The 20,296-nt window shown below is 62.5% G+C and carries 15 protein-coding genes; 4 read left to right on the forward strand and 11 right to left on the reverse strand.

Translation table 11 applies throughout. The features are described from left to right. Window positions 1–82: 82 nt before the first annotated feature. The 11 genes from E0E41_RS01115 to alr form a co-directional block, all read right to left on the reverse strand. Entirely contained in the window at window positions 83–985 is a 903-nt protein-coding gene (locus E0E41_RS01115) for a sensor histidine kinase (RefSeq protein WP_130868387.1), read from the reverse strand. A gap of 59 nt (window positions 986–1,044) precedes the next feature. Beyond that, window positions 1,045–1,788 carry an ABC transporter permease subunit gene (locus E0E41_RS01120; protein WP_130868388.1) on the reverse strand — a complete coding sequence of 248 codons (744 nt, stop codon included), beginning with the start codon at window positions 1,786–1,788 and terminating at the stop codon, window positions 1,045–1,047. A 30-nt stretch (window positions 1,789–1,818) separates the two neighbouring features. Continuing rightward, the gene (locus tag E0E41_RS01125; protein WP_130868389.1) at window positions 1,819–2,574 is read right to left on the reverse strand and encodes an ABC transporter permease; all 756 of its coding nucleotides are present in this window, start codon (window positions 2,572–2,574) and stop codon (window positions 1,819–1,821) included. After that, on the reverse strand, window positions 2,567–3,490 hold the full coding sequence (locus E0E41_RS01130; protein WP_130868390.1) for an ABC transporter ATP-binding protein: 924 nt from the start codon (window positions 3,488–3,490) through the stop codon (window positions 2,567–2,569). Before E0E41_RS01130 ends, E0E41_RS01125 begins: the two co-directional genes overlap by 8 nt. 83 nt (window positions 3,491–3,573) lie before the next feature. Next, on the reverse strand, window positions 3,574–4,260 hold the full coding sequence (locus E0E41_RS01135; RefSeq protein WP_130868391.1) for a response regulator transcription factor: 687 nt from the start codon (window positions 4,258–4,260) through the stop codon (window positions 3,574–3,576). Between the two features lie 24 nt (window positions 4,261–4,284). Beyond that, the gene (locus tag E0E41_RS01140; RefSeq protein WP_130868392.1) at window positions 4,285–6,009 is read right to left on the reverse strand and encodes an Rqc2 family fibronectin-binding protein; all 1,725 of its coding nucleotides are present in this window, start codon (window positions 6,007–6,009) and stop codon (window positions 4,285–4,287) included. Continuing rightward, the gene (locus E0E41_RS01145) at window positions 6,000–6,416 is read right to left on the reverse strand and encodes a Mini-ribonuclease 3 (RefSeq protein ID WP_130868393.1); all 417 of its coding nucleotides are present in this window, start codon (window positions 6,414–6,416) and stop codon (window positions 6,000–6,002) included. The genes E0E41_RS01140 and E0E41_RS01145 overlap by 10 nt, the downstream gene beginning before the upstream one ends. Window positions 6,417–6,482: 66 nt before the next feature. Next, window positions 6,483–7,028, reverse strand: a complete 546-nt coding sequence (locus E0E41_RS01150) for a hypothetical protein (RefSeq protein WP_130868394.1) — start codon at window positions 7,026–7,028, stop codon at window positions 6,483–6,485. A gap of 96 nt (window positions 7,029–7,124) precedes the next feature. After that, a complete protein-coding gene (locus tag E0E41_RS01155; protein ID WP_130868395.1) occupies window positions 7,125–7,682 on the reverse strand; it encodes a hypothetical protein in 558 nt (185 codons plus the stop codon). A gap of 52 nt (window positions 7,683–7,734) precedes the next feature. After that, window positions 7,735–8,100, reverse strand: coding sequence for a type II toxin-antitoxin system PemK/MazF family toxin (locus E0E41_RS01160; protein ID WP_130868396.1), 366 nt, complete (start codon window positions 8,098–8,100; stop codon window positions 7,735–7,737). Between the two features lie 202 nt (window positions 8,101–8,302). Further along, entirely contained in the window at window positions 8,303–9,430 is a 1,128-nt protein-coding gene (gene alr, locus E0E41_RS01165; RefSeq protein ID WP_130868397.1) for an alanine racemase, read from the reverse strand. Between the two features lie 211 nt (window positions 9,431–9,641). On the opposite strand from alr, the gene E0E41_RS01170 reads away from it, so the two are divergent. The 4 genes from E0E41_RS01170 to rpoB all read left to right on the forward strand — a co-directional run bounded on the left by E0E41_RS01170 (window position 9,642) and on the right by rpoB (window position 20,288). Next, window positions 9,642–9,983 carry a hypothetical protein gene (locus tag E0E41_RS01170; RefSeq protein ID WP_130868398.1) on the forward strand — a complete coding sequence of 114 codons (342 nt, stop codon included), beginning with the start codon at window positions 9,642–9,644 and terminating at the stop codon, window positions 9,981–9,983. Window positions 9,984–10,356: 373 nt separating this feature from the next. Continuing rightward, entirely contained in the window at window positions 10,357–15,093 is a 4,737-nt protein-coding gene (locus E0E41_RS01175; RefSeq protein ID WP_130868399.1) for a fibronectin type III domain-containing protein, read from the forward strand. Between the two features lie 10 nt (window positions 15,094–15,103). Beyond that, the gene (locus E0E41_RS01180; RefSeq protein WP_130868400.1) at window positions 15,104–16,207 is read left to right on the forward strand and encodes an S-layer homology domain-containing protein; all 1,104 of its coding nucleotides are present in this window, start codon (window positions 15,104–15,106) and stop codon (window positions 16,205–16,207) included. Window positions 16,208–16,574: 367 nt separating this feature from the next. Next, entirely contained in the window at window positions 16,575–20,288 is a 3,714-nt protein-coding gene (gene rpoB, locus E0E41_RS01185) for a DNA-directed RNA polymerase subunit beta (RefSeq protein ID WP_130868401.1), read from the forward strand. The last annotated feature ends 8 nt before the right edge of the window (window positions 20,289–20,296 follow it).

Raw genomic sequence — 20,296 nt, forward strand, 5'->3', positions numbered from 1 at the left:
ACTGCCACAATTATTTTTAGAATACCACCCCTTGCTCCACTTGTCAATGCCAACCAGTTTCCTTTTCCATATTATATACCGATCAGTTTACTCTTTTCCAGAAAATCTGCAGGGCAAAGCAGCCATTCTCCAGGGCTGCCGTAATCCGGCAGCCCATCCGGTCGGCCAGGGCCTTTACAATGGCCAGGCCCAGGCCGGTATTGCGGCCGGTCCGCATTTTGTCCGAGGTAAAAAACCGGTCAAACACGTGGGGCACATCGTCCTCCGTCAGATCGGTGGTCTCGTTGCGGAACAGGCTGACCACATTCTCCCCTTCCAGGAACAGCCGCACCTCCATTTTTCCGCAGCCGTGGTCCAGCGCGTTGCGGATCAGGTTGGTGAATACCCGGAGCACCGCCCCCTCATCCGCCAGGACCGGCGGCAGTCCCTCCTCCAGCTCCACCGTCATATCGAAGCCCTTGTCCATAAAGTCGTTATAGAAGGCGGCCAGCAGGCCGGACAGGCTGGCGTGGAGATTGACCGGTTCCTGCTCCAGAGGATACTCCCCGCCCTCCAGACGGGAGAGTTCGTAAAAGCTGGTGATCAGGCTCTGGAGGGCCTTGGCACGGCTTTCAATGATGGTCAGGTACTCCCGCCGCTCTTCCTCCGGCAGATTCGGGTCCTCCAGCAGCTGGAGATAGCCCAGAATGGAGGTAAGGGGGGTGCGCAGGTCGTGGGAGATGTTGGAAATCTGACGGCGGAGGGATTTCTCCTGTTCCCGCCAGGCGGCCTGATCCATCCGGCGGGCCTCCAGCAGGTGATTGACCTCCTGGAGTAGCGCTTCCGCCGACCCGTTGGGCACCGCCAGACGCACCCGGGCCGAGCTGCCCGTCTGTTCCAGCTCCTTCAGCTGTTCCGCTGCGCTCCGCAGCGCACGGCGCTGGGTCCACACCCACCACCCCAGAACAGCACAGGCTATCGCCAGGAGGATACACAGAATCACCATTTTTTACGCCCCCTTGAACAGGCCAAGGGCGCGCCCGGAGTTCGGGCGCGCCTTTGTATTTATCGAATATCCCGCCGGAAAAAGCACAGGGCTCCTACGGCAGTGCTCACCCCGCCCCAGCCCAGGCCGATTCCCCAGCACCAGAGCTGGTATCTCCAGGTAAGCCAGCCGGACAGGTAGGGCGGCATCAGCAGGGTGTACGGCATCAGGATCGCCTGGAGCAGGGGTGAAATCTCACCCTGGGTAAACAGGGTGGAAAGCGCCGCCAGAATGGGCTGGCCCACGAAAAAGGCCAGGTAGTAAGCTGTCATCCAGACGGCTGTGCCCGGGAATACTACCGCCATGGCGTGGCACAGGGCAAACATCCCGCACCACACCGGCAGGGCTCCCAGCAGACAGAAGCCCAGCACCCCCAGGGCTGTTCCCTCCCCCACCGGATCATTGTGAGGCAGAAGGGGAAAGCAGATGGCCAGAAGGCCGACCAGCAGGAGGGCGCACAGGGCCAGACCCAGCACCAGGCCGGCCAGTAGCTTGCCGCAATAGATCCTCCCACGGCTCAGGCCGAAGGAGATCTCATTTTTCAGGGTCTCTCCCCTGCTGCCGTCTACCACCTGGACCAGCAGAGGCACTACCAGCATTCCCGTCAGCATGGTCACGCTGACCCCGGCCACCAGCTCCGCATAGGTAGCGCTGTTCATCAGAAATCCGAACAGGCCGGTACACAGGACCAGGAAGATGGTCATGCCCCAGGCGATCCGGTGGTGCAGGGCCTTCCACAGCTCAGCCTTGATGTAGTTGAGCACGACCGCTCCCCTCCCGGCAGTCCGATCCGCTCAGCGGATCTCTTTTTTCTGAAATACCGCCAGCCCCACCGCGGTGGACAGGACCAGCAGGATGATGCCAACCAGCCAGCACAGGCCCACATAGTCCATCTGAAAGGCCACGTTGGGCAGCTTATCCAGCATCACCGTGGGCATGAACTGACGCACCACCTCAAACGCCGGATGAACCAGCAGGCCAAGGGCCTGGAGGATGACGGGCACAACACCCAGCAGCCCCACGCTGATAAAGGCGGCCTGCGTGGTATTGCGCACCAGGAAATAGCAGGCCATGGTGATCCCCTGGGCACCCAGCCACAGGGGGAACGCGCCCAGCAGGCTGTAGCCGATGAGGGCCAGAGCCGCCGCATCCTGCTCGTTGTGGGACAGCAGCACCCAGCAGCCGGCCACATAGAGCACCACCATTACCGCCGCCGCCAGGATGGACACCAGCGTGGATACCGCCAGCTTACCCAGGTAGATCCGCACCCGGGGCAGGCCGTAGGCCACCTCGTTTTTCAGGGTGTTCTGCTTGTATTGCTCGGAGAAGACCATATCGCAGGTAATAATGGTGGCGTATACACCGATGCTCAGCATGACGGCCACCAGTGTGGCTGCGGAATAGAAGTTCATGCCCTCGTTGCCCCAGGAGCTGGTGAGCCAGCAGCCCCACAGCAGCACCCCTTCCAGGGCCAGCACCACCAGCAGCGTGAGGTAGAAATACTTTCTCTGAAAGACCTTGTAGCACTCGGCAGCCAGATAGTTACGCATGGCGGACACCCCCGATCATGGACAGGAAGTAATCCTCCAGGTTGGCCCCCCGGCTCTCGATGGCCAGCAGGGCCGCGCCGCCCTCCACCAGCACCCGGGCCACCTCCTGGGGCCGGTCCAGGCAGCAATACAGCCGGATGATGTTGCCGGGCAGCACCTCATAGTCCCTCACGCCCAGCGCCTTCTCCAAAATCAGGGCGGCCTGGGAGGCGTCGTCCACCTGCACCTCGATGCAGGCCCGGCACTTCTCCTGCAGAGCCTGGGCGGAGATCTGCTCCAGCATCACCCCGTTGTCAATGAAGCCGTAGCAGGTGGCCAGGTTGGCCAGCTCGGGCAGGATGTGGCTGGAGATCAGGATGGTGGTCTGCTGCTCCTGATTCAGCCGGAGCAGCAGGTTGCGGAACTCCACAATGCCCTCCGGATCCAGGCCGTTGATGGGCTCGTCCAGCAGCAGGAAGTCCGGCCGGTTCATCAGCGCCAGGGCCAGCCCCATCCGCTGCTTCATGCCCAGGGAGAAGTTCTTGAAGGTCTTTTTCCCTGTGTCCGCCAGATCCACTTCCTCCAGCACCTGGTCCACCACCCGGTTGCCGGGGATGCCCCGCTGGATACGGTAGTACTCCAGGTTCTGCCGGGCAGTGAGATAGGGGTAAAAGCTGGGGGTCTCCACCATCACCCCGGTGCGGGCCCGCATGGCGGACAGCTCCTGACCGCCGGCGGCGCCGAACAGGCTCAGTTCCCCGCTGGAGGGGACGCTCTGCCCTGTCACCATGCGGATCAGGGTGGTCTTGCCCGCCCCGTTGCGGCCCACCAGGCCGTAGATCTGGCCCTTCTCCACCTTCAGGTCCACCCGATCCACCACCGGCCGGTTCCCATATCGCTTGGTGAGGGCGTGGGTCACCAATACTTCTTGTGTCATACGGCATCAGCCTTTCTCTTGGATTGTGATGCCAGTATAGCGGCAAGTCAATAATCAGCCTTTAAGCAAAGGTGAAGAAAGTCTTAATCACACATCTTGAAACCGATGCCCCACACCGTTTTGATATATTCCGTGGGGCTGGCCTTGGCCAGCTTGGAGCGCAGGTTGGAAATATGGACGTTCACCGTGTTGTCGTCCCCCATGTAGGCGCCGTCCCACACCTGCTGGTAGAGCTGCTCCCGGGTGAACACCTTCTTGGGGTGTTCCATCAGCAGGGTCAGGATATGGAACTCCCGGGCGGTGACCGCCACCGGCTTGCCCGCCGCCGTCACCGTCACGCTCTCCTTGTCCAGCACCAGGTCCCCGTGGGTAAGCACACTGCCCCCCGCCGTGCCGGAGAACTTGCGGTAGCGGCGCAGCTGGGCCTCCACCCGGGCCAGCACCTCGGCATTGTCAAAGGGCTTGGGGATGAAGTCGTCCGCCCCCAGCTTGAGCACGTTCACCCGGTCCTCCAGACCCGCCTTGGCGGAGAGGACGATGATGGGCATGGTCTTGCGCTGGCGCAGCTGGGTGACGAACTCCTCCCCCGTCAGGCCGGGGAGCATCAGGTCCAGCAGGATCAGGTCGTAGTCATACTGCCCCGCCCACAGGGCCGCCTCGCTGCCGGAATAAGCCGGGCGGCAGTCGTAGCCCGCCCCGGTCAGCACCCGGCACAGCAGTTTATTGATGTCGGGGTCGTCCTCTACCACTAAAATATGATAGGTCTCCATCTTCTTTTCCTCCTGAAAGGGCTCCTACTTGACCCGCAGCCGCTTGGCCAGCTCGGGGTCCGGGTCCACCACGGCGGTCTGGTAGGTAGTATACACCACCATGCCCGGCCGGGCCCCGGCGGGCTTTTTCACGTACTTTACCGGCGTATAATCCACCGGCACCCGGGTGCTCTCCCTGGCCTGGGAGAAGGTGGCGGCCAGCACCGTCGCCTCGGTGAGGCTCTGGGCGTCCGCCTCTCCACCCTCCAGCCACAGGATCACGTGGGAGCCGTGGATCTTCTGGGTGTGGAGCCAGATGTCGCTCTTGTAAGCCATCTTGGTGGTGAGCTGGTCGTTCTGGCTGTTGTTCTTGCCCACCGAAATCCGCAGGCCGGCAGTGGACCGGAACTCCATGGGCTTGCCCGCCACACGCTTCTCCCGCTTGGCGGCGGTCTTGGCCCGGCGGAGGTAGCCGGTGTCGGTAAGCTCCTGCCGGATCTCCCCCAGATCCCGCTCTCCCTCCGCCAGCTCCAGATTCTCCAGCACGCTGTTCAGATACTCCAGCTCCTTTTCACCCTTTTCGATCTGGATGGTGAGCATCTTTTCGGCGGTCTTGGCCTTGTTATATTCCTTATAATATTTGGCGGCATTCTGCTGGGGAGTGAGGAGGGGGTCCAGCCTGATCTCCACCTCCCGGCACTCCGGATCATAGAAGTTCATGGCCTTCAGCACCGTCATACCCTTCTCCATCACATGGAGGTTGGAGGTGATGATGTCCCCCTGCTCCCTCAGGGCCTCCCGGTCCAGGGTTGCGGCCAGTTCCTTCTCCTGGTTGGCCAGTTTGCGGGCCGTCCGGTCCCGGGCGTTGGTCACCGCCTTCACCAGATCCTGTCCCCGCTGTTTGACCCGCTCCGCCGCCTCCCGCCGCTCATAGAAGCCGTCCAGCAGAGCGGAAAAGCTCTCCTGGCGGATGCTCTCGGTCTCCGGGCCATACTGGAGGATGGGCAGGAAAGAAAAGTCTGCCGCCTTGCCATCCCGCACCAGCAGATATGGTGTAAAGTTATTCTCACTTACATCTTTGCGCAGCTTGACCAGGGCATCATACAAGCCCTCCGCTCCACCGGCCCGGAAGGCGAGCTCTCGGGCAATCAGAGGTGAAAGGCCGGTGAAGGTATCCATCAGCAGCTTTTCCGGTTCCTTCTGGGTGGGATTCTCCAGAGCGACCCTCAGCTCGTCCTCATTTAGTATAAATGGATTTAACTTGTCAGGTGTTGGCGGCTGGCGGTAAAACAGGCCAGGCAGCACCTGCCGCTGGCCTTTGGAGAGGTCCCCGTCGATGCGGCGGATGCAGTCGATGATGCGCCCCTCCCCGTCCAGCAGGATCAGGTTGGCGCTGCGGCCCATGGCCTCCAGCACCAGGCGGCGCTCCACCCGGTCCCCCAGCTCGTCGATGGTCTCCAGCTTAAAGTCCAGAATGCGTTCCAGGGGGGGCTGATTCAGCTCCAGGATACGGCCCCCCAGCAGATGCTTGCGCAGCAGCATACAGAACATGGGGGGCTTGTCCGGATTCTCTCTGGTCAGGGTAGTGAGATGGGCCCTGGGATGGCCGGGATTGGCGGATAGGAGCAGGCGCACGTTTTCTCCCTGCCCACGGAGAAAAAGCACCACCTCGTCCCGGGTGGGCTGGTAGATCTTGTCGATCTTGGCTCCCTCCACCGTGGGGCGGAGTTCCTCCGCCACGGCGGTGAGACACAGGGCATCTAACGGCATGCTTCTTCCTCCTCCATCATTACGGCAAACAGCTCATTGAGCCGCTCTGTGCGGCCCTGGAGCCACAGCCAGCCGAACAGGGCCTCCAGGCCGGTGGCGGCCTGGTAGTCCGCCCGGGTGGCATTCTGGGGCACGCTGTGGGGGCTGACATTGCGGCCCCGGCGGAACACGTCTCTCTCCGCCTCGTCCAGCAGGGGGAGGATCTTCTCCACCGCCTTGGCCTGGGCGGGAGCGGCCACATAGCGCACGGTAGCCCGGTGGAGCCCCTTGGAGGTGGCCTTGCCGTGGAGGCACAGCCAGGAGCGTACCATCAGTTCGAACACGCCGTCCCCCAGATGGGCCAGTCCCAGGCTGCTGATGCCCCGGATGGTGTCGGGCTGAGCATTCAGGTGAAAATAGTCGGTCATAGCAATTCCTCGTATCTTTCGTACTTCATATCTTGTAAGTATACCGCAAACATCGCCAAAAAACAACTATTCCAGACGGGGACAGCCGCCGGGCCGGAAGGGAAAGACAGCGTAAGAGGCTCCGTCCAGCTCTACGATCTGAGCAAAGCAGAACAGCGGCGTCAGTGGAAACGGTCGGTCTGTCCGATAATAAATGGCAAGCAGAAATCCTTGACTATCCTTACGCAGCAAGGCTTTTGCATTCCCAAGTGCCCGGGCCAGCAGGGGTTCTCCCATCAGGCGGGCTGGATCCGGCACCCGGGTCCAGCCCGAAGGCACAGGCCGTTCCCGCTGTTCTTTCTGGAAGGTGTAGGCCAGCACTGCCTCCCCGCCGGTGGGCGGCCAGGCGCCCTGCCGCTCCAGTTCGGCCACACTGACCGTTCTGGACAGCCGCAGCACACCGCCCTCCGGCACAAAGGTACCCAGGAGCGTCCGCCCTCCCGCACCGGTGAGCCAGCCCTTGTAGAGGCCTCTCTTATTGTCAGGTAATTCACCTTTACATTCCGCTCGTCCCTGGACATCCCGGACAGTCAGCCATCCCCGGCCTTCCATCAGTGAAAATCGCCGCTCCATGCCGCCGCCCCCTCTCCCCTTCCTTTCATGTTATGCGGACAGGGCGGCCGGAAATACACAAAGAGGGCGCACGGCTGTCGTGCGCCCTCCCGATTATTATTTAATGGTATAGCTTCCCCGCACCATGATGGTCACTGCGGTGGATGCCTTCACCCCCCGGCCCTCGATGGTGCCCAGGTAGAGATGGTTGGCTTCCAGTGCCCCGCCGTTGGCCAGCGTAGAACCGTCAGTCATGTCCACCAGGCCGGGAGAGGAATCGGACACGCAAGTGGCAGTACCGCTGCGGAGCAGGAACTCGCAGGCCGCACCGCCGGTCAGGGTCTGGCCCGCCTTCAGGGTGACCACCTCATAGGCGGCGCTGCCGGACTGGCTGCCAGAGCTCGTCCCGCCGGAGGAAGACAGCTTGCTCTCCACCTCTTTTACGTAGTCCTGCGTCACCGCTTCCAGCTTCTGCTCCAGCTCGGTCTGCCTGGCGGCTACCTTGCTGTCCACCTGAGACAGGATAGACGGGGTCACCTGCTGCTCCAGATAGCTCAGGGTGATGAGGGGGTCGGACTGGCTGCCCTGCTGGCCGGCGGCCACCGCCACACCGATCAGGGCCAGGGTCACGAGGCCGCCGGAGATCAGGCGGACGGGCCATCCTTTTTTCTTCATATGTACCTCCAGTTCTAAACGTGGGGCCGCCGTCCCGACGGCCCCACCTGATTTACACCAACGTGTCCGTGTGCAGTCCGAAGCTGACCGCAATGGCGTTGTCCACCCGCTGCATCTGCGCTTCGTCCAGCCGGCCCATATGCTCTCTCAGCCGCCGTTTGTCCAGCGTCCGGATCTGTTCCAGCAGTACTACCGACTCCTTGGGCAGCCCGTAGGTGTTGGCTGAGATCTCAATATGGGTGGGCAGTCGGGCCTTGCCGGTCTGGGACGTGATGGCAGCGGCAATTACCGTGGGACTGTGCCGGTTGCCGGTATCGTTCTGCACGATCAGCACCGGACGCACGCCCCCCTGCTCACTGCCCACCACAGGGCTCAGATCGGCATAGAAAATGTCTCCGCGTTTTACGCTGTTATCCACAAAAGCTCACACTCCGCCGGAAAATAGTTACCTGCGTCACACGGCCAGCGGCCTATGTAACGCGGTTACTATGATTTTCCCACGGGGCGGCGGGATTTATACCCGCTCCCTGTAAAAAACAGACGGGCGGTGCGTGCCCCGCCGCCATGCCGGCGCATCCTCCCCGGCCCATTGTATGCCGGGCCCTGCCGGTCGGTTCGCTTTAGTCCCGGTATTCCCGGTGCACACGGGGAGACACCGCACACAGCAGCTCATACTGAATGGTGCCGGCCAGGTCGGCCAGGGCCTCTACCGGCAGATGCTCCCCAAAGACCTCCGCCTCGTCCCCCGGCGCCACATCCAGCCCGGTGACATCAGCCATACACATATCCATACATACCCGGCCCACGATAGGGGCCCGCTGGCCGTTGATCTCCACCTGCCAGCGGTCGGAACACAGCCGGGGCAGGCCGTCGGCATAGCCGATGGTCAGGGCCGCCAGACGTGTCTCCCGCTCCAGCACATGGGTACAGCCGTAGCTCACCGGCGTGCCCGCCGGAACGGTCTTTACCGACGCCACCCGGGTCTTCAGAGTCATCACCGGCCGCAGGCCGGGCCCATCCAGCCCCTCACAGGAGGGATCGGGATAGTGTCCGTACAGGGCGATCCCGGGCCGCACCATATCCAGATAGGTACAGGGATAGTTTAGCACAGCGGCGCTGGCCGCGCAATGACGAATGGCAAAGGTTACATTTCTGGCCTTCAGGGCATCCAGCAGATCCAAAAAGCGGGTAAACTGAAGCATGGTATAGTCCTCATCCCCGTCGGCGTTGGCAAAGTGGGTGTAGATCCCCTCCGCCTCCAGGCCGGGCAGAGCGCACACCTGGCAGATGATATCCACGGTCTCCGCCAGATGTTCCTTGTCGCACAGCCAGCCCAGCCGGGACATGCCGGTATCCGCCTTCACGTGGATCTTCAGCGGCTTACCCGCCTGCTCCGCCAGAGCGGACAGGGCTTTGGCGGTATCCAGATCATAGACGGTCTGGGTGATGTCCTGCTCCAGCAGCGCCCCGGCCCGCTCCACCGGGGTATAGCCCAGGATCAGGATGGGCGCTTTGATGCCCGCCTGCCGCAGCTCCAGCGCCTCATCCAGGCAGGCCACCGCCAGATACTCCGCCCCCAGCTTCTCCAGCCGGCGGGCCACCTGCACCGCACCGTGGCCATAGGCGTCCGCCTTTACCACGCCCAGAAAGCGGCAGCCCTGGGGCAGCATGGCCCGCAGCGCCCGGTAATTGTGCTCCAAATTCGAAAGACTGACCTCCGCCCAGGTCCGGGTCTGTGTCTGTTTCATATGTCATCCTCTTTTGCTCATCGAAGTCGTGTTTTTGATTATACTACGTCCGCCCGCCCTTCACAAGTGGAAAGCGGCTGACTCTTTCATCCATTTTTAATCCATTGTTCATAGAATTACAAAGACAATTTTCGTTTTTCTGTATATACTAAGGCCAGAAATCCGAAATACGGATGTGTCAGCATCCAGCAGTTATGAAGGAGGCAATTTTATGATAGAAGATTTCGGCAAGGTTCTGACCAACATCGGGCTGGCGGGCGTGGGCCTGGCGGCCATCGCCGTGGAGCAGGCCGGCAAAGCCGGCAAGATCCTGGTGGAAAAGGGCGCCGTCGCCGTGGAGGAGGGCCGGAAATACGGGGCCGAACTCCAGGAGAAGTACCAGCAGGACACTCAGCGCCGCCGGGAGGAGCAGTTCAACCAGCGGATCTCCCAGATGGACGCCAATCAGCGTGAGGCCCTCCGCCGCCGTCTGGCTGAGCTGGACGAGCTGGAACAGGAGGCCGCAAAAGCGGCGGAAGAATTGAACCAGGATGACGACAATCAGGCTTTCTGATCTCCCTGCCTTACAGGGGAGCGGCGGTGTGTTTTCTGCACCGCCGCTCCCCTTCTTTTTATGCCGCTTTTTCCTTGTGCACAATCATATAAAACAAGTAGGAATTATATATTTTTTTACCACCTCCTACAAAAATAGAAAAATTGCCCAAATAACGCTTGAAGTCCGGGATCGGCATCGGGTATAATTCCCACGTTATGTCATCCAAGGCGACATAACAACAGCACAGCATCTTTAAGTTAGGAAAGGAAGGTTGACCACTTTGAAGCATCCCCGCCGCGCCATTTCTGGCCTGCTCTGCCTGGCAACGCTTGCCAGCTCATGCACCGCATGGCTCCCTGCCGCCTCAGCCGCCGGCACTCAGGAGCAAGCCTTGCAGCAGACCACTCAGGCCACCGGCTCCATCGCCCTGACCCTCGCCTTCGCTCTGCCCCAGCGGGCCGACGAGGTGCGGGACCGCAAGATTCAGCTGACGCTGACCGACAGCAGCAACCGGCCTATAGCCACTGTTCGGCTATGGGACGGCACCGCCGATGCCGGCACGCTGCCTGTCTCCGTAGAAACGCTGAATGCTCAGGGCGTACCTCTCACCACCGAACAGCAGATCGGCTATTACCGCGCTGCCGTCTCCGGCCTGGCTCTGGGCACCTACACCATGACCGTGACCGGGACGGGCTACGCTCCCTGCTCCACCACCGTCACACTGGAGGGCTACTCCCAGCATGTGCTGATGAGCACTGGGGACGGCACCTTCTCCCTGGGTGACGTGGACGGCAGCGGCACCGTGGACATCGCGGACCGGGCCGCCATGGACGCCCATCTGGCTGCTGCCGACGCCGAGACACTGGCCGTCTACGATCTGAACGGCGACGGCAGGGTGGATGTGATCGACCTGTCTTATGTCAACAAAATGATGGATGTGTCCGCCACACCCACCGTCCTGTCCACCTCTGCCATCGTGGCGCCCACAGTGGACACCTCCGCAGTATCCGTCACCGACGGCACCCTGGATGACCTGTTCACCTCCAGCGATACCGGGGTCACTCTGGCGCCTGCCTCCGAGGGCCAGGAGTTGTCCATCCCCATCGCTTTTGAGGAAGCTGTCACCATGAGTGAGATCTCCATCACCTCACCCAGCACCGACGGCGCCATTCAGGCGGGTACCGCCCAGGTGGAGACCGAGGACGGTCAGATCCTGAACGTGGACTTTGACATCTCCTCTCCCGCCGGAACCCACGCCATCAGCCGCACCGCCGGCCAGACCGTAGTGACCATCGGTCTGGGCAGCAAGGTGGCGGTGAAGAAGGTCACCATAACCGTGACCAAGGTGGAGGGACAGGCCGGCGAGAAGCCCCAGTTTGCCACCGTCACTCAGATCGAATTTCTGAAGGATATCGTGTCCGAGGAGACCAAGGCCGACACTCAGGTGAAGGGACTGGCCGCCACCGCCGGCGACGGGGAGATCACCCTGGTGTGGGACAGTCTGCCCAACGTCACCGGCTACACCGTGGCCTACGGCACCGGCAAGGACGCCCTGAACAAGAGCGCCGGGGCCGCCACCAACCGCATCGTGATCTCCGACCTGGAAAATGGCACCACCTACTACTTCCAGGTCACCGCCACCAACGGCGACTGGAGCGGTACCCCCTCCGCCCTTCTCTCCGCCACTCCCCTGGCCGCCACTGTGCCCGGCGCTCCCTCCAACCTGAAGGTGGAGCACGCCGACAGTGCTCTGCGCCTGAGCTGGAGCAAGACCAAGGATGCCGCCTACTACCAGGTGTTCTACCGTGAGGAAGGTACGGAGACGTTCCGGACCTGGGGCGGCAGCACCACCGCCACCAGTGCCGTCATCACCGGCCTGACCAACGGAACCACCTACGAGGTGGCCGTGAAGGCAGGCAACCACAAGGGCATGGGTCCCTACTCCGCCATCGCCTCCGGCACTCCGGACAAGGAGGGCTTTGAGATGCCCGTCCTGCCCGAGAGCAACCGCATCGACAGCGGGGAGCTCACCTCTGTGGTCATGGAAAACGCAGGCAACGTGGACAAAAACCTCTGCCCCGGCTTCACGGTGAAGGATCTGACCGACGGCGATCCCAACACCTACTGGGTGGCCGCCACCTGGTGGTACTCCAGCAACATCACCTACACCTTCCGGGACACCCACGACATGAACTACCTGTTGCTGGTGCCTTACCTGGATGGTGCCTACAAGAATCGCATCGCCAATTATACCGTTACCCTGAAGGGAGAAGGCGGTGAGACTCTGGCCACCTACTACCGGGAGGGTATAAACATCACCGGCAGCGACTACTATATCGTCTCCTTCCCCGAGACCAAGGGTGTGAAAAGCGTCACCCTGGGCCTGGGAGAAAAGACCGGCGGCCCCCGGGTGAGCATCTCCGAGATCGCCTTCTATGACAGTGATACCCTGGCCGACGACATTGCCGCACTCTTCACCGACGGCACCTTTACCGCCCTGAAGGGCGCTGTGGAGCAGGGAGACATCGCCGCCCTGACGGAGCGTCTCTCCGCCCTGAGCAGCTTCTACCTGGATCTGGCCCGACTTCAGGACGAGCTGGACCTGGCCCAGGCTCTGCTGGACAAGGAGATCGACGCCCTGGGTCTGGTAAAGAGCGACTTCCAGAGCCGCAGCGGCTCCGCTGCCGCCGATCAGGCCGCCGGCCAGACCGCCAGCAGCCTGCAGCCCCTGGGGATCACCGCCAAGGCTGGCTCCACCGTGGCCATCTACGCCCAGCTCCCCGACGACGCCGCCGTCTATGTGGTGCCCACCCAGTTCTACGGCGAATCCGGCGTGTGGACGGGCACCCCCGTGGCTCTGAAGAACGGCCGCAACTACATCACCGTGGAGAAGATCGGCAGCCTCACCGCCACCCGGGGCGGCGTGCTCTACCTGACCTATGCCGGCGTCCATCCGGAGCTGATCAAGGTCCAGGTCCGGAGCAGCGCCGGGGTATATCAGATGCCGGTTCTGGAGCTGTCCGGCTGGTACGCCATGGACCAGGGCCAGCGGGAAAATACCATCCGCGCTTATGTGGAGGAACTGACCGCCTATGTGGGAACTCTGCCCTCCAACACCCTGACCACCGACATCCGCAACGCCACCGAGATCTCCACCCCCAGCGTCCTTCTCTCCCTCCCCGCCGACCAGGTGCTCTCCGGCCTGAAGGGCGTGGGCAACGGCCAGGAGGAGATGGTGAACACCATGTACCAGAACATTCTGGCCTGGGAGGAAGAGCTCTTTATCGCCAACAAGGTTCAGGGCATCCTTGATTCCGACGCCGCCCCGGCCGATTACCGCTACCCCATGACCACCCGCCAGAACATCCGCTACATGCGCATGTTCGCCGGTGCTTTCATGTACGCCGCCGGGAACCACATCGGCGTGGAGTACGGCTCCACCGCTGCTCTGGTCCAGGGCAAGCCCACCTCCGCCACCGGCGCCGGTGCGGACAACGGCCTGTTCGGCTGGGGCATCGCCCACGAGATCGGCCACAACATGGACAAGCTGGGCAAGGCCGAGATCACCAACAACATCTATTCTCTGGCCCTCCAGGCCTGGGATGGCGGTTCCATGGCCCTGGACACCCGGCTCACCGCCGACGGCCGCTGGGAGACCATTTTTGACAAGGTGGCCCAGGCCCGCCCCGGCGCTGCCAACAATGTGTTCGTCCAGCTGGGCATGTACTGGCAGCTCCACCTGGCCTATGACAACGCCGACCAGCCCCTGGCTTTCTACAACGCCTTCTTCAAGGCCTGGAAGGGCGGCGAATACAGCGGCTACAACTACGACGAGCGGGTGGCCCTCATCGCCTCCAAGGTAGCCCACCGCAACCTGACCGAGTTCTTTACCCGCTGGGGCATGACCCTCAGCGACACCGTCAAGGACATTCTGAACGACTACCCCGCCGAGGAGCGGGCCATCTGGTACCTGAATGATGCCTCCCGTACCTACCGGCTGGAGGACGGCACCGCCGCTGACGGGTCGGCCTCCGTCACCGCACGGGTCAGCGAATCCAAGGTAACTCTGACCATCAGCCACACCGACAGTGCCCACATCCTGGGCTATGAAATCCGCCGCAACGGCAAGGCCATCGCCTTTACCACCCAGACCACTTATGTGGACGACCTGGGCGCGGCCAACAATCTGACCTACACTTACTCTGTGGTACCCGTGGACAGGCTGGGCAACCAGGGCAGCGCCGCCCAGAGCAGCGAGGTCCTGGTGGCCTATGACAAGGTCATCGATCCCGATCTGTATACCCTGGAGCGCTCCGGCGACACTGTTACCATCACCATGAAGGGCGGCACCTCTGTCCCCGTCACCGGCATCAAGGTGACCGGCACCGGCCTGAGCGGCACCTACACCGTGCGACTGAAGGCAAACGCCGACGCTGAGGAATGGACCACCGCCAAGGCCGGACAGCTGTCCGGCAGCCAAGTAGTAGCCTACTTCAACAAGCCCGGAGCCGGACCGGAGGACACCCGCATCTGGACCTATGACGCAGCGGTACTGGAGCTCAACGGTATCCCCGAAGGCGCTCAGGTGGATCTGCTGGACTATCCCGGCGACCGGGTGGACTTCTATGAGGGTGCCGCTGTGGGCGTGCTGCAGAAGGATTACCGGTACGGCGAGGACCCGGATGACGTGATCAAGGCCGGCACTCTGGTGATTCTGGGCACCTACCGGGGCGACCCCGCCTTCAACTATGTATCCATCGAGGCGGAGTATAACACCACCGCCGAGGCCTGGGAGGACCAGGAGGTCACCACCATCACCCGGGCTATGAACGGCTATGCCCTGCTGTTCGCCGAGATCCCCGCCGACGGCGCGGTCAGCGACATCAGCGACGGCTTCTTCCTCTTTGTCCCCGACCTGGAGGCCGAAGCCGAACTTAACGCCAAAGACGGCGTGACTGACGCATATCCCCTGTCCATCCGGGCGGTGCTCTACCGCACCGACGACGCCGCCAGCGCCGACAGCCAGCGGATCACCAGCCAGACCCTGTGGACCAGTTTCCCCGAGGGCGGCAAGGACGGTTCGTCCTTCCCTGTCATTGAGCTGACCGGCAGCAACACTGAAACATAAGGAGTATACTGTGAAACGACCGATTTTATCTCTGATCTCCGCCCTGGTTCTGGCGGCAGGCCTGCTGTTCACCACAGCGGCCGCCGCTGGGCCCCGGCTGGTGACCTCCCAGACGGCAGCGCCCAGCCAGGACGTGACCCTGACCGGGGTCTCTTCCGACTGCCAGAGCCTCCAGATCACCCTGAACCTCTCTGCCAGCGGCTCTGCCTATACCTATGAGCCTGACGCAGGTCTGAACCGGAACGGCATCCATACGGTCAGCAAGCAGGCCGGCAGCCAGGTCACCCTCTATATCACCGCCAAAAGCGGCGTGCTGGCCGCCGACGGCACCCTGCTTCTCGGCACGCTGACCGCGGCAGACGGCACTACCTTCACCGTCACCGGATTTTCCGATCTGATGATGGCGGACTCCTCCTCCGCGGAGCTCCCCGGCGGCGGCAGCGGGAGCGCAGACAGCGGGACCAGCTCCGGCGGCAGCTCCGGCAATTCCTCCGGCAGCCAGACCGGCGGCAGCTCCGACGGCAGCACCAACAGCGGCGCTGAGGATCCTGCTCCTCAGCCTCTCCCCTTTGCCGACGTGGCGGACGGCACCTGGTATGCCGATGCGGTGCGCTACGTGTACCAGCAGGGCCTGATGACCGGCACCAGCGAGGACCGCTTCTCCCCCGACGTGACCACCAACCGGGCCATGCTGGTCACCATCCTCTACCGGCTGGAGGGCAGCCCCACCGTAACCGGGACCGCTTCTTTCCCCGACGTGGCCGCCGGCCAGTGGTACACCGACGCCGTGATCTGGGCCAGCGCCAACGGCATCGTCACCGGCTATGACAACGGCAGCTTCGGCCCTGAGGACACCATCACCCGGGAGCAGATGGCCACCATCTTCTACCGGTACAACCGCTACAAGGGCTATGACAGAACGGCTCAGGCCGCCCTGAGCGGCTACGCCGACGCCGGGCAGGTCTCTTCCTATGCGGCGGAGGCCATGGGCTGGGCCATCGGCACCGGTCTCATCACCGGCACCAGCGACACCACCCTCTCCCCTGCCGGTTTTGCCACCCGGGCTCAGGCCGCTGTGATCCTGACCCGCTTTTGCCAAACTATGAACCCGTAATAGCAGAAAACGCCCCCGGACAGGTGAATTGCCTGCCCAGGGGCGTTTTCTTCTGCAAAAATAAAAATCCGGATTCCTCCGGATTCTCTCAAAAAGCTGTTGACTTTACCAGCAAATACATGGTATACTTAAATGCTCTTATGTCCAGAACGCGTTTTCCCGCTGTCCTCCCATGTTGTACTCAATATAACACGGCCCTTCGGGAAGCGCAAGAGGATATTTTCATATTTTATCCACGCATCCGGGTGTGTAGCACCCGGACTGAACCGCCCGGTTCGTGCGGTTCGACGAAAAGCAGCCGACGGAAACCGGGAGACGCTGCCACCCAGCGGCTCCCAGACAAAGAAAACGAGGTGTTTTTTCTACGATGGTCAAGGACGTCTACTTCGGCAAAACCCTCCGCAAGAGCTTTGCCCGCCACGAGGAGATCCTGGACATGCCCAACCTCCTGGAGGTGCAGAAGAACTCCTACCAGTGGTTCCTGGATACAGGACTGCGGGAAGTCTTCAAGGATGTGGCCTCCATCACCGACTACGCAGGCAACCTGGAGCTCTCCTTCATCGACTACTCCATGGATGAGCCCCCCAAGTACTCCGTGGAGGAGTGCAAGGCCCGGGACGCCACGTACGCCGCTCCCATCAAGGTGCGGGTGCGCCTGCGCAACAAGGAGACCGAGGAGATCAAGGAGCAGGAGATCTTCATGGGCGACTTCCCCCTGATGACCAAGGCCGGTACCTTCGTCATCAACGGCGCCGAGCGCGTCATCGTCTCCCAGATCGTCCGCTCCCCCGGTATCTACTATGCCCGCACCGAGGATAAGGCCGGCACCGTCACCTACGCCACCACCGTGATCCCCTATCGCGGCGCCTGGCTGGAGTACGAGACCGACCTCAGCGACATCTTCTATGTCCGTATCGATAAAAACCGCAAGCTGCCCATCACCTGTCTGATCCGGGCGGTGGGTCCCAAGACCGACGCCGAGATCCTGGAGCTGTTCGGCGAGGATCCCCGCATCGTGGCCACCCTGGACAAGGACGCCTGCAAGACCTACGAGGACGCTCTGCTGGAGATCTACCGCAAGCTGCGTCCCGGCGAGCCTCCCACGGTGGATTCCGCCGAGAGCCTGCTGAACGCCCTGTTCTTCGACCCCCGCCGGTACGACCTGTCCGCCGTGGGCCGGTACAAGTTCAACAAGAAGCTGGCCATCTGGTCCCGCCTGTCCGGTCAGAAGCTGGCCATGCCCGTGGTGGATCCCTCCACCGGCGAGATCCTGGCCGAGCCCGGCGAGGTGCTGACCCGGGAGCGGGCCATGGAGCTGGACGCCAAGGGCGTCAACGAGGCGGTACTTGATCTGGACGGCACCCAGATCAAGGTGTTCTCCAACCACATGGTGGATATGAAGAACTTTGTGGACTTCGACCCCGCGGAGTGCGGCGTCACCGAGAAGGTCCGCTTCACCGTGCTCCAGGAGCTGCTGGCCAATTACTCCGGCGAGGAGCTGAAGGACGCCGTCAAGGAGCGCATCGACGATCTGATCCCCAAGCACATCATCGTGGATGACATCATGGCCTCCATCAACTACCTCAACTGCCTGGCCCACGGCGTGGGCAACGCCGACGACATCGACCACCTGGGCAACCGCCGTCTGCGCTGCGTGGGCGAGCTGCTCCAGAACCAGTTCCGCATCGGCTTCTCCCGTATGGAGCGGGTGATCCGGGAGCGGATGACCATTCAGGATCTGGACATCGTCACCCCCCAGTCCCTCATCAACATCCGGCCCGTCACCGCCGCCATCAAGGAGTTCTTCGGCAGCAGCCCCCTGAGCCAGTTCATGGACCAGACCAACCCCCTGGCCGAGCTGACCCACAAGCGCCGCATGTCCGCTCTGGGCCCCGGCGGTCTGTCCCGTGACCGCGCCTCCTTCGATGTGCGAGACGTCCACTACTCCCACTACGGCCGTCTGTGCCCCATCGAGACCCCCGAAGGTCCCAACATCGGCCTGATCTCCTACCTGGCCTCCTATGCCCGCATCAACCGGTACGGCTTCATCGAGGCTCCCTACCGCAAGGTGGAGCGGCCCAGCGGCCACGTCACCGATCAGGTGGACTATATGACCGCCGACATGGAGGACGAGTTCACCATCGCCCAGGCCACCGAGCCTCTGGACGAGAACGGCTGCCTGAAGAACGCCCGTATCACCTGCCGTCACCGCAACGAGATCATCGACGTGGACCGTGACCAGGTGGACTATATCGACGTATCCCCCAAGATGATGTTCTCCATCGCTACCGCCCAGATCCCCTTCCTGGAGAACGACGACGCCAACCGTGCTCTGATGGGCGCCAACATGCAGCGGCAGGCCGTGCCTCTGCTGACCACCGAGGCCCCCATCGTGGCCACCGGCCAGGAGCACAAGAACTGTATCGACTCCGAGATCGCCATCCTGGCCGAGGAGGACGGCACCGTCACCAAGGTGGCCGCCGACTCCGTCTCCGTCCGCTATGACAGCGGCCGGGTGGAGGACTACAAGCTGACCAAATACCTGCGCTCCAACCACGGCACCTGCATCAATCAGCGGCCCATCGTGGACGCCGGCCAGCGGGTGGAAAAGGGCGAGGTCATCGTGGACGGCCCCTCCACCTCCAACGGCGAGATCGCCCTGGGCAAGAACATCCTCATGGGCTTCATGACCTGGGAAGGCTATAACTACGAGGACGCTATCCTGCTGAACGAGCGCATGGTGAAGGAGGACGTCTTTACCTCCATTCATATTGAGGAGTACGAGACCGAATCCCGGGACACCAAGCTGGGTCCCGAGGAGATCACCCGGGACATCCCCAACGTGGGCGAGGACGCCCTGAAGGATCTGGACGAGCGCGGCATCATCCGCGTGGGTGCCGAGGTCCGTGCCGGCGACATCCTGGTGGGCAAGGTCACCCCCAAGGGCGAGACCGATCTGACCGCCGAGGAGCGGCTGCTCCGGGCCATCTTTGGCGAGAAGGCCCGTGAGGTCCGTGACACCTCCCTGAAGGTGCCCCACGGCGAAAGCGGCATCATCGTGGACGTGAAGGTGTTCACCCGCGAGGCGGGCGACGAGCTCTCCCCCGGCGTCAACATGGTGGTCCGTGTCTATATCGCCCAGAAGCGTAAGATCTCCGTGGGCGACAAGATGGCCGGCCGTCACGGCAACAAGGGTGTTGTGTCCCGCATCCTGCCCCAGGAGGATATGCCCTTCCTGCCCGACGGCACCCCCCTGGACATCGTGCTGAACCCCCTGGGCGTGCCTTCCCGTATGAACATCGGTCAGGTGCTGGAGGTCCATCTGGGCTATGCCGCCAAGACCCTGGGCTGGAAGGTTGCCACCCCCGTCTTCAACGGCGCCGACGAGAAGGACATCGCCGAGACCCTGAAGATGGCTGGCCTGCGTCCCGACGGCAAGAGCTGGCTGTACGACGGCCGCACCGGCGAACGGTTCGACAACCCCGTCACTGTTGGCTACGTCTACTTCCTCAAGCTGCACCACCTGGTTGACGATAAGATCCACGCCCGTTCCACCGGTCCCTACTCCCTGGTCACCCAGCAGCCTCTGGGCGGCAAGGCCCAGTTCGGCGGCCAGCGCTTCGGCGAGATGGAGGTGTGGGCCCTGGAGGCTTACGGCGCCGCCTACACCCTGCAGGAGATCCTGACCGTCAAGTCGGACGACGTCACCGGCCGTGTGCGCACTTACGAGGCCATCGTGAAGGGCCACAACGTGCCCAAGCCCGGAGTGCCCGAGTCCTTCAAGGTTCTGATCAAGGAGCTGCAGTCCCTGTGCCTGGATATGAAGGTGCTGGACGATCAGGGCAACGAGATCGAGCTGAAGGACGACGACGAGGACACCTACCAGCCCGGCAAGTTCCGGGACGACGATGACGACTTCTACGGCTACAACGCCGGCGGGGAGTCCGATTTCGCCGCCGCGGGCTACACCCTGAAAGAGGGCAGCGACGACGACGACCTGATCGCCGATGGTTCCGACGACGAGGGCGACGATGATTTTTCTGATGATGACTTCGGCGACGGCGCCGATGATATGGAATAAGTAAGGGA

Origin of the sequence: Intestinimonas massiliensis (ex Afouda et al. 2020), from assembly GCF_900626285.1 — a bacterium.
GTDB classification, from domain to species: Bacteria; Bacillota; Clostridia; order Oscillospirales; family Oscillospiraceae; genus Flavonifractor; species Flavonifractor massiliensis_A.

Coding starts and splice junctions, on each gene's coding strand:
- E0E41_RS01155 (WP_130868395.1), bottom strand. CDS start 7,682: ATGAAGAAAAAAGGATGGCCCGTCCGCCTGATCTCCGGCGGCCTCGTG.
- E0E41_RS01170 (WP_130868398.1), top strand. CDS start 9,642: ATGATAGAAGATTTCGGCAAGGTTCTGACCAACATCGGGCTGGCGGGC.
- E0E41_RS01135 (WP_130868391.1), bottom strand. CDS start 4,260: ATGGAGACCTATCATATTTTAGTGGTAGAGGACGACCCCGACATCAAT.
- rpoB (WP_130868401.1), top strand. CDS start 16,575: ATGGTCAAGGACGTCTACTTCGGCAAAACCCTCCGCAAGAGCTTTGCC.
- E0E41_RS01145 (WP_130868393.1), bottom strand. CDS start 6,416: ATGACCGACTATTTTCACCTGAATGCTCAGCCCGACACCATCCGGGGC.
- E0E41_RS01125 (WP_130868389.1), bottom strand. CDS start 2,574: ATGCGTAACTATCTGGCTGCCGAGTGCTACAAGGTCTTTCAGAGAAAG.
- E0E41_RS01140 (WP_130868392.1), bottom strand. CDS start 6,009: ATGCCGTTAGATGCCCTGTGTCTCACCGCCGTGGCGGAGGAACTCCGC.
- E0E41_RS01130 (WP_130868390.1), bottom strand. CDS start 3,490: ATGACACAAGAAGTATTGGTGACCCACGCCCTCACCAAGCGATATGGG.
- alr (WP_130868397.1), bottom strand. CDS start 9,430: ATGAAACAGACACAGACCCGGACCTGGGCGGAGGTCAGTCTTTCGAAT.
- E0E41_RS01115 (WP_130868387.1), bottom strand. CDS start 985: ATGGTGATTCTGTGTATCCTCCTGGCGATAGCCTGTGCTGTTCTGGGG.
- E0E41_RS01150 (WP_130868394.1), bottom strand. CDS start 7,028: ATGGAGCGGCGATTTTCACTGATGGAAGGCCGGGGATGGCTGACTGTC.